General features: G+C 70.1%; 9 protein-coding genes. 3 read left to right on the top strand and 6 right to left on the bottom strand.

What is annotated here, in order from left to right; genetic code table 11:
• Nucleotides 1-130: 130 nt before the first annotated feature.
• Both ACIP63_RS35060 and ACIP63_RS35065 read right to left on the bottom strand, forming a co-directional pair.
• A complete protein-coding gene (locus tag ACIP63_RS35060; RefSeq protein WP_401524135.1) occupies nt 131-4,546 on the bottom strand; it encodes a trypsin-like peptidase domain-containing protein in 4,416 nt (1,471 codons plus the stop codon).
• Nucleotides 4,547-4,562: 16 nt separating this feature from the next.
• Entirely contained in the window at nt 4,563-4,955 is a 393-nt protein-coding gene (locus ACIP63_RS35065) for a CU044_2847 family protein (protein WP_401524137.1), read from the bottom strand.
• Between the two features lie 188 nt (nt 4,956-5,143).
• Between ACIP63_RS35065 and ACIP63_RS35070 the strand changes: the two genes are divergently transcribed.
• Together ACIP63_RS35070 and ACIP63_RS35075 are read left to right on the top strand one after the other, a co-directional pair.
• On the top strand, nt 5,144-5,377 hold the full coding sequence (locus ACIP63_RS35070; protein WP_401524140.1) for a hypothetical protein: 234 nt from the start codon (nt 5,144-5,146) through the stop codon (nt 5,375-5,377).
• A gap of 389 nt (nt 5,378-5,766) precedes the next feature.
• The gene (locus ACIP63_RS35075; RefSeq protein WP_401524142.1) at nt 5,767-6,030 is read left to right on the top strand and encodes a DUF5958 family protein; all 264 of its coding nucleotides are present in this window, start codon (nt 5,767-5,769) and stop codon (nt 6,028-6,030) included.
• 263 nt (nt 6,031-6,293) lie between these two features.
• On the opposite strand, the gene ACIP63_RS35080 is transcribed toward ACIP63_RS35075, so the two are convergent.
• Both ACIP63_RS35080 and ACIP63_RS35085 read right to left on the bottom strand, forming a co-directional pair.
• Nucleotides 6,294-7,043, bottom strand: a complete 750-nt coding sequence (locus ACIP63_RS35080) for a hypothetical protein (RefSeq protein ID WP_401524145.1) — start codon at nt 7,041-7,043, stop codon at nt 6,294-6,296.
• A 159-nt stretch (nt 7,044-7,202) separates the two neighbouring features.
• Nucleotides 7,203-7,463: a helix-turn-helix domain-containing protein gene (locus ACIP63_RS35085; RefSeq protein ID WP_401524148.1), complete on the bottom strand. Its 261-nt coding sequence runs from the start codon at nt 7,461-7,463 to the stop codon at nt 7,203-7,205.
• Nucleotides 7,464-7,552: 89 nt separating this feature from the next.
• Here ACIP63_RS35085 and ACIP63_RS35090 point away from each other — a divergent pair, with 89 nt between their 5' ends.
• Entirely contained in the window at nt 7,553-8,086 is a 534-nt protein-coding gene (locus ACIP63_RS35090) for a hypothetical protein (RefSeq protein WP_401524151.1), read from the top strand.
• Here ACIP63_RS35090 and ACIP63_RS35095 read toward each other — a convergent pair.
• Both ACIP63_RS35095 and ACIP63_RS35100 read right to left on the bottom strand, forming a co-directional pair.
• The gene (locus tag ACIP63_RS35095) at nt 8,032-8,562 is read right to left on the bottom strand and encodes a hypothetical protein (RefSeq protein ID WP_401524153.1); all 531 of its coding nucleotides are present in this window, start codon (nt 8,560-8,562) and stop codon (nt 8,032-8,034) included. The genes ACIP63_RS35090 and ACIP63_RS35095 overlap by 55 nt on opposite strands.
• Nucleotides 8,526-8,813, bottom strand: a complete 288-nt coding sequence (locus ACIP63_RS35100; RefSeq protein ID WP_401524156.1) for a hypothetical protein — start codon at nt 8,811-8,813, stop codon at nt 8,526-8,528. Before ACIP63_RS35100 ends, ACIP63_RS35095 begins: the two co-directional genes overlap by 37 nt.
• Nucleotides 8,814-9,067: the final 254 nt, after the last annotated feature.

The following is a 9,067-nucleotide window of genomic DNA, read 5'->3' on the forward strand; positions in this document are numbered from 1 at the left end:
GACGCCTGTCGGCCGAGGACCTGCGCTGGGAGACGGGTGAGTGGCTCTTAGCCGAGCCGGCCCCAGGCCATGGAGGCGGTGCGGCGGGCGGCGGGTAGGAACCAGTCGTACGGTTGGAGCCGTCTTCCGGTCAGTCCTGGCGGCCGCCCGGCGGGCAGATCCGGTCCGGCAGCCAGGTGGGGAGGCCGCGGCGTTCGTCCGCGGAGAGGTCGTGGCCGAGGGTGCTGCACAGCTCCTTCTTCCAGAGCTCCGGGTCGAGGTGGAGGACGTTCACGGCAGCCTTGTCGATGCGCCGGAGCAGGGTCCTGCCGTCGTGCGAGGCCGCCAGGAACTCCTGTTCCTCCGCGAACACGTACGAGTCGCCGCGGTCCTCGGGGTCCGCCGCGTCCTGGAACCGGATGGAGTTCCCGTTGGCCAGGAAGTACACCGAGCTGTCCGACCGGAAGCCGTGCTCGAACATATGGAACCGGTGCAGCGGTCCGACGGGGCCGAGTACCCTCCGCAAGGGCTGCCCGGCCTCCCCGACCGACCACACTTCCACCATGAGCCCCTTGGCCTGCACGACTGCGAAATCGCCGCTCCGGTCGAGAACGGCAGTGCTGACGCCGGGTCCCAGCCTGACCGCAAGCCCTTTGTTCTCCTTGCCCGTATGCAAGGAGATGGCATGGATGACCGGGTCACCGGCGACCAGGAGCTGTACGTATCCCGGCTCGGGGTGGGGGGAGGCCGTGAACTGCGCCAGGTTCTTCCCCGCGAACCCCAGGTCGCGGACGTCGATGGGCTTCGACAGGCGTCGGCCGTCACGGGCGTTCCAGTGCTCGATGATGCTGCCGGAGATGGTCAGCAACTCGTCGTGCGGGCCGAAGAAGACCCGCACGTTCTCGTCCTCGGGAGGCGGTCGAGTGACGATGTCGGTGGCCGTGCGCAGGGAGGGGAGTTCCCAGACCCGGACCTTGCCCGGACCGATGAGGTCGGCGGCCAGCGTTCCGCTCCGGTCGGCCTTGAGCTCTGGCAGATCCTCTATGAAATCTGTCCTTGTCTTCCTCGGGGGCCGTTTCACCTCTTTGATGAGCGTCGATCCCTCCGTGTCCATGCGCACGATGCCCAGGCTGTCGCCGTCCTCCCCGAGGCGGACCACCGTATCGCCCCTCTCACCCCATGCCGCACCGCTGAGCAGCACCGGAGGGCTGTCGGCGTTGATGGTGCTCCAGCTCAGGGGACGACCGGTCACCGAGGTCTCGTCCGGGACGATCAGTACGGGCTCCTCCGGATCTCCCACGAGGGACAAGTCATCTTCATTGAGTGAGGGCAAGTTGCTGGGCCCCAGGGCCTCCCGCACCTTGCCTCCTGGGCGCGTCCCGACGACATGCCAGGTGGCCCCCGCCGTGCTCACCGCGAAGTGGTCTCCCGTCCCGTCGATCGCGATGCTCTTGCACGAGGTGCTGAACTCGCCCGGCCGGTACCGGGTCAGTGCCCGGCCGTCCGCGACCCGGATGGCCTCGTAGGCGACATCCTGCCCCAGCCGCGACTCCCGGCAGACGACCAGTACCGCGCCGTTGCCCGACAGGGCGAGACGAGGGACGTACGACGCACGGACGCCGGTCGCCAGCGTCCGCGTCCGTCCCGTGTCGGTGTCGACCGCCACCAGTGAGCCTGTCCCGTCCTTCTCCTGTCCGGCGTCGGGCCGCAGATGAGCCACGAGGGTGCCCGCGTCCGGCCCGAACCACACCCGATCGACGGCGGGCACCCGCCCGGGCAGCTCCCGCGTCCGCCGGGTCGCCAGTTCCCGGATCCGTACCTTTCCGTCGAGCACGGTGACGATCTCGCGGGCGTCCGGGGAGAAATCCGCGAGGCCGAGGCGCTGGGACAACGCCGTTCCCGGCTCCCCGAACTCCTTACCGAGGATCTTGTCCTCCCTGCCCAGCACCGCCGACTCGTCCGCTCCCGACGGGTCCACGTCGTGCCAGACCAGGGTGCCGCCGTCCTTCGTCGACAGGTAGGCGATCCTGCGGCCGTCTCTGCTGACCATCGGAAGGAAGGCTTGTTCGGCGAAGGGGAGGCGGGCGCGTACGACCCGCTCGTCGGCGCCCCGGACGAAGAGCACGGCGCCCCCGTCCCTGCTGGTGGTCCCTCCGGCCCTGGTCGTCACGAGGACCACACGGCCGTCCGTGCTCGTCGCCACCTGGCTCATCGGGGCGTCGGTCCCGGACAGGGCCCACCGGGAGAGCACGAAGTGGTCGTAGCGGCGCAGCAGCGCGTTGCGCGCCTCCTGGGTGGGGGAGAGGTCGTGGGCCGCCATGGCGACCAGAGCGGCACCCCCCGGGTCCCGCTGAGCCAGCTGGTCCGAGAGGGTCGCCAGCGAGCGTGACCGGCCCTCCGCCTCCCGCTTCGCGCTGACCCGTGACTGCTCGACGAGGAAGGTGCCGAGCCCGGCGATGAGCGCGAGGACGAGTGCGGCGGCACCCCATGCGGCCCGCAACCGGGTCCGGCGGCGATGTTGCCGTCTTGTGGCGAGGACGATGAACGTGCGTTCCTCGGTGGAGAGTTCATCTTCCCGCGCCTGTAGCCGGCGGCTCAGTGAAGCCAGATGGATCGGGCCGGGCAGCAGATCCGGGGAGCGCCCCGATGTCTCCCAGCGGTCGAGGTCGTGGCGCAGCTCCGCACGGGCCGCCAGCAGGTCGCTGTCGGCGCGCACCTGGTCGGCGAGGGTCGGCCAGGCGCTGGTGAGGGCTTCGTGGGCGAGTTCGGCCGTCTGCGGCTCGCCCTCCTTCCCGCGCAGCACCAGCAGCCGCCGTTCGGCCAGTGCGCGGGCGATCCGCCACCGTGTCTGTCCCGCCTCCTCGCGGGTGATTACGCGGCGAAGCGGAGCCTCGCTGCCGGGCAGTACCCGGACGAGCCCGGTGAGCAGACGCAGTGCGTCGGCTTGGTCCGCCGGGCGTACGCACTCCCGCCATGCCTGTTCCGCGTGGCGTGCCAGGGCGCCGGACACTCCGCCGATCTCTTCGTACGTCGCGAGGCGCAGCCGGCCTCCGGACTGCCGGTCCCACAGCTGGGTGAGGACGAAGCCGAGCAGGGGCAGGATGCCGGGCGCGCCCCCGGCGTCCTTCCGGATGAGTTCCTCCAGCCCTGCGTCGTACGCCACGGTCGGCATCCGTCTGACCGGTTCGCTGATCACCTTCGCGAGCTGGCCCTCCGACATCGGGGTGAGGGCAATGATGAGCCCGGCCCTCAACGCCGTTCCCAGAACGGGGCGTTTGAGTGCCGCGTCCACGAAGTCGGCGCGGAGGGTGAGCAGAACGCGGAGGCCTTCCGGCTGGCCCTTCCGGAAGAGCAGGTCGGCGGCCTCCGTGAGCTCGTCCTCGGAACGGTCGAGGAGGGCCTCGGCCTGGTCCAGCACGACGAGGACTCGGCTGCCGGCGCTCCCCAGGACGCGGTGGAGGACGTCGGGGAAAGTCCACTCCGCCAGCAGGGCCGCCACGTGCTCGGCGCTCCGGACCTGGGCAGGACCGCCGTCCGCCCCTTGCCCTCTCTGTGCCTCGTGGAGCTCGTACAGCCTGGTGGCCAGGGCGTGGCGGAGGGACGAGATGTGCCCGGCGTTGACGACCACGACGGCGTACCCCGCCTCCCGCATCCTCGGCACCACCCCGGCCAGCGCCAGTGAGGACTTGCCGCAGCCGGAGGGCCCGCACAGGGTGACGGTCGGCCAGCGGCCCCGCAACGCGTCGAGCACCTTCTCGATATCGCCGTCCCGCCCGAAGAAGACGTCGGCGTCGGCCTCCTCGAAAGTGGCGAGACCGCGGAACGGGGTGGGCGGGGTGACGAGGGGGACGAGTTCGGGCAGCGCGTCCAGTAGCGTGCGGGTCCGCAGGGCGAACGCCTGCTGGGCCTCGCGTCCCGGCTCGGCGGCCACCATCAGGCCGACGACCGCGCCGAGTTCGTCGTTCCAGACGGGACTGCCGCTGAAGCCCCCCTTGACGTAGACGCTCTCGCCGTCGCCCCGCGAGAGCTGGACCCATCCCTCCCGGGTCGGCCCCCGGAACGTACCGCTGTGCCAGATGCCCCCGGGGTGGTCGTCGGTGAACCCCACGGCCCGGGCGTGGTGGTGCCACACGCCCTCCGGGGGATCGGCCAGGGGCAGCGGCCGGGCCCCGGGTATCGGGACCCGCAGCCGCAGGAGGGCCATGTCACCGGTCCGGTCGGGCGCGACGGGTATCCAGCGCCGCACTTGGGCCGTACGGTCACCGCCGTCGTACACGCCCCCGGCGTCCCCGGCCAGCGGCAGGTCGACGGCGACCTCGGCCCCGGGCTCGACCGCCTCCTCCCGGGGCCGGTCGAGGGCGTCGGAGACCACGTGGGCGCAGGTGAGCACGAGATCGTCGGCGACCAGGAAGCCCGCACCGGCAACCACCCCGTCCCGGCCCTTGACGCGGACGACGGCGGCGGCCAGGGCCGCCTCGGGGCCGTACGCGGGGTCGGGGTGGCCCGACGTGCGCTCCGGGGTCGCCCGCCGGTCATCCCCGTTCCTGCCTCGCGGTCCGTGTGTCACTGGGCCCCCACCCGTATCAACTGCGCTGCTGCCCCACAGTATCGGGGGCGGTGCCCGGCTCGTCGCGCTTGTTCCAGGTCAGGGTGACGGAGAAATTGGCTGCCGTCGCGGTGCTGGCGATGACGACATCCGCCTCGGCGGACAAGGACACCCCGAACTCCAGGGTGATCTCGTCCGGCGCCTGCGCCATTCCTGAGAACCGGCCCACGAAGCTCTCCGCGACGGGACGTACGGTGTCCAGCATCTGCCCGAGTGTCCGCTCGGCCCGTGCCACGGTACGGCCGCCCCGCCCCACGCGGACGAGCGCCTCGTCCACCTCGCGGATCTGGACGCGGACGGTTTGGTCGCCGGCGTCGCCGGCGTCGTTGCCCAGGGGCACTTCCACCGTGTGGACAAGGCGTTCGTTCATGGCGGTACTCCAATGCTCGGGAGCTGGAGATCGTAGCGAGAGCGGCCGAGGCGGTTCCCGGGAGCTACGTCGCCGCGAAGGAGACGGCCAGGTTCGGGGTCCGCGACGCAGCGCCAGAAGCTGATAGCGGGCTGGATGAACTGGGTCCACCCCGCCGACCACACCGAGCCGGGCGTCACCCGGGCGACTTGCACCACCGGCCGCTCCAGAGCGACGCCATCGGCAGTCAGGACGCGGCCGTGCTGTTCGAGGCGTGCTACGAGGGCTTCGTCTCCACCGATCCCGAGGAGCCGACCGCGCCTACCGTCGCGGGCCTGCTCGACGCCGGGCTCCTGGCCCAGGCCGACGACGGCACCACAGTCCTGGCCGACGCCGCCCGATACGGCCTCCGCCTCGCCGACGACGACGTCAGCACCTACTGACACACCTCATGGCAGAACCACTGACATCCGGTGGCAGACTCCGCTGACGTTGTCGGACGCAGAGCAGATGTCAGTACGGCGCAGAGTTGTTGTCAGCGGGGCATGGTCTGGGCGATGCGCCAAAGGCGGTAGAGACGGTTGCCTCCCTTGAGGGAGCGGACGAGGTCGCGGCAGTAGTCTTCAGGCCCTCGCCCCGAACTGGCAGGGTGGAATGATCAAGAGATGACCGAAACGAGTAGTGAAGACGGCTGCGCCGTCCGGTGCGAGACCGAGCAGGTCGTCAACGAAATAGCCCAGGGGCTCCGCACGTTGGACGACGGGGCAGCCTGGTTCCTTGGCCTCTCTCTGGAGGGCCGGCAGGAGGTGCTGCGGAGGTCGGCGGCTACGCGATGCAGGCTCACATCACGGCTGCGGACGGCTGCGCCGGCGTGGCGCGCTCCGGGGTGAAGCCCACGGCCAACCCATCGGTGATGATCTGCATGGACCCGCCCCGCTACGGGTTCGCCAACCTCCCCGCCGAGGAGCACGTGAAGGCGTTCCGTGTACTCGTCTCCGTGTTCGCCGTCGCCGACACCCGACGCAGGGAGACAGACTGCAAGGGCACTTGCGGACACGCATGGCACCACCTGCCGACGGCAGCCAAGGAGCTGTAGCAGCAGCACCGAGATTCAGCAGCGGGCCAATACTCCGGCGTAAGGGCTTCCCAGCGGTGGTGCTCGTACCGTCGGAGGTAGTCGTTGTCGGACGACACAAGAGTGTCAGTCCTCGGCGACCCGAGGCATGTCAGTGCTTGCTGGCCATGGGCCGAGGTCCTGCCGCTCGCCGTCGGGTGCCGTCAGCAGGTACCCGGAGGGCCGTTTGCCGGCGCAGAGTAGATGTCGTGAGGCGCGCGGTTTCGTCAGCATCGCGCCGGAGGTCAATTGCTCCAGCGGGACACGATGGCGTGATCAACGCGGAAGAGCGCGTCGCACTCCGCGCAGTGCGCGCTGCCGAAGAGGTAGGTCAATGCGTCCGCGACCTTGTGCTGACCGTCGGTGAGAGCACGCGCGTGGAGCCGCTTGGCCAGCCCTTCCAAGGAGGAGACGGCTGCTGGCTGCAACTCCCTGCGGCGCCCAGCGGCGTCGTTCATGTAGAAGCTGTCGGTCGTAGAGAAGTAGCCGTATTCGCCGAACACGACGAAGTTCTCGGCCTCGCACGCCGGGCAGGGAACTTCGAACTCCTCACCGCTGAGACCGTGCAGTTCCTCCCCCCACACCTCGACTCCCTCGAACGCGAGCAGGGCTTCCAGTAGTTCCACATAGCGATCTGGACTGTCGGCCAGTGACGGATGGCGCAGCGCCTCCTCCGCCAGCTCGATCAGCTCAGAGATCTCCGCGGCGTAGGAATTCTTGGGATCAGGTATGCCGTAGGGCCGGTCTGTGCTGGCGACGATGGAAGCGGCCAGGAGCAGGGCCATGGTTCGGTCTGTCGCCGTCGACTCGCGCGCCTTCTCGGCCAGCGCGGGCAGGGAAGCGTAGCTCGCGGGGTAGACCGTCCCCTGGTGACACAGACGGGACCAGAGCTCGTTCCACGCGGGATTCTCCGGGTCGGGCCCGGCTGCCCTGAGGAGGCCAGGCACGTCTTCGGCTGTGCCGTAGGCATGGGTGAGCTGAGACCAATCCGTCATGGGACTGATCAAAGCAGACGCCTTTAGCGTCTGAGTCTGCGCCCCGGTGTGCCCTGAGAGGCTAGGACGGCATCTCCGTCGCCAGTGTCCGGCGCGGGGTTTCGCCGATGGGGTTGTCCAGCTGTACGAAGTCACCTTGGGGCCGGTGTACGCGTACGGTCACCTGCGGCCGGTGCTGGTGGTGGCTTCGTCGTATGCGGCCAGGGTCCGGTAAAGGGTGGAGCGGCCGACGCCGAGGTGCTCGGGGATGGCGGTGACGGATTCCTTGGCGTCGCGGCGGCGCAGGGCGACAGCGAGCATGTCGGCGTCGATGGCCGGGGGCCGCCGCCGTGGTTGCCGTTCTCGGCGGCGGTGTCCAGGCCGATCAGGGTGTGCGGAGGTGATGAGCTCGACCATGTTGCGGCCGAGGCGGTCGAGCATGGTGACGGTGAGGGTGTGGCCGGGCGGAGGTCGGCGAGGGCGGCGTTGTACTCGGGCCGGGTCTTCTCCCGGGTGCCGACCTTCTCGACGTGGATGCGGACGCAGCCGGCTCTCACGGACCCACCGGCTTCGGCCTGATCACCTGCGGCAACACCGCCCCCGACGGCAGCAGCGTCCATGTGCCCGTCATCGGCAGCCCGTACGAGCCCGAGGAGACCCGCTACCTCCGCGTCCCCTGGAGGTGGAAGTTCCACCACCACACCCCGCACGAGCTCAACGCCCTCCAGGTCCTCCACCTCGAATCGGATGACCCCGTGCTCCTGCCGGCGCACGCCGCCCCTCTCGTCGCCGCCCACCTCGCCTACCGGCGCAGCCAGGGCGCCACCGACACCGACCCCCCGTTCATCCACGACAAGGCACCGGGCAACAAGAGTCCGGAACTCCACCTGCGCGAAGCAGTCATCCGCACCTGCCACCGCATCCACTTCAAGCCGGCTTGGCTCCACCGCTCCCACTGCCGCCACGGCGACGAGACTGCCCACGACGCCGCGGCCGCGGGATGGATGCACTACCGGGGCCTGGACCTCATCGCCCTCAGCGACAACCTGCGTAGCCGCCTGTGACCGAGCCGATCTCCTCCAGCCGTCGCCTTCGCCGCGAGGGCCCCCAGAGGCGCCGCGACTCGGTGCAGAGATCGCACGTCATCAAGCGGCGCCTCCTGGCCGCCGGGACGACCGGCTGGCAGCTCGCCGATCTCCTCGGTGCCCACGAGCACCAGATCGACCTCGAAGAACTCCCCGACCTGCCCGTCCGCGTCCTGCTCGAACTCGCCCATCACCTCGACATGCACCCGGCCGACCTGATTCCCGGCTCCGACGACCTCTTCGAGCTGCCCCGCCACCGCCAGGTCATCGACCGCCGCCCGGCCGGCTCCGACCACGACTCGCTCACCTTCCTCACCGCGCTCGCGTACGCGGACGGCCCCCTCACCGCCGACGCGCTCGCAGCCGACCTGTCCTGGACCCGCCACCGACTCGACGCCGCCCTTGACCACGCCCGAGCTCACCCCGACGCAGGCGGCGTGCTCGTCCTGCGGCACGTGCCACCCGAGGCGTACACCGCCACCCCACGCCTCGACGTCCTCGACTCGTACCAGGTCGACGCCCTCACGGACGGAAGAACCCCCGCTCCGACATCCGCGGCCCGATCCAGCCTGCCGAGGCCGAGGCACTCCTCCGCGTCTGGGTCGACGGCGGCATCGACCCCCAGGACGCCGCCCAGCGCCAGGCCCTCGAAGACCTCGCCGCCGCCGAGATGGTCACCCGCGGCGACATCATCGACCGCTTCCACGACAACGTGCTCTACAGCCTCCGGATGCTCCCCGAGCCGTCACCGCCTACTGACACGCACTCTGCGATCCCACTGTCATAACCGTGCGCATCCCGCTGACATCCACCCTGCGCACGACACTACCCGGCCGTACGGTGATGGCCCCCCGGCTGCCGATCTTGTCCGTTCTTCCCGGTCGCTGCATCCGTGCGTCTGTGCTAGCTGGATGGTGAAGGAACGGGTGGGGCGGTGTCAGCCGGATTTACCCAGTTAGA

Source organism: Streptomyces sp. NPDC088746 (assembly GCF_044751065.1).
In the GTDB taxonomy this organism is placed as follows: Bacteria; Actinomycetota; Actinomycetes; order Streptomycetales; family Streptomycetaceae; genus Streptomyces.

Bases quoted from the DNA above. Each gene is read 5' to 3' on its own strand.
- ACIP63_RS35065 (WP_401524137.1), bottom strand. From the start codon at position 4,955: ATGAACGAACGCCTTGTCCACACGGTGGAAGTGCCCCTGGGCAACGAC.
- ACIP63_RS35075 (WP_401524142.1), top strand. From the start codon at position 5,767: ATGCAGGCTCACATCACGGCTGCGGACGGCTGCGCCGGCGTGGCGCGC.
- ACIP63_RS35080 (WP_401524145.1), bottom strand. From the start codon at position 7,043: ATGACGGATTGGTCTCAGCTCACCCATGCCTACGGCACAGCCGAAGAC.
- ACIP63_RS35085 (WP_401524148.1), bottom strand. From the start codon at position 7,463: ATGCTCGACCGCCTCGGCCGCAACATGGTCGAGCTCATCACCTCCGCA.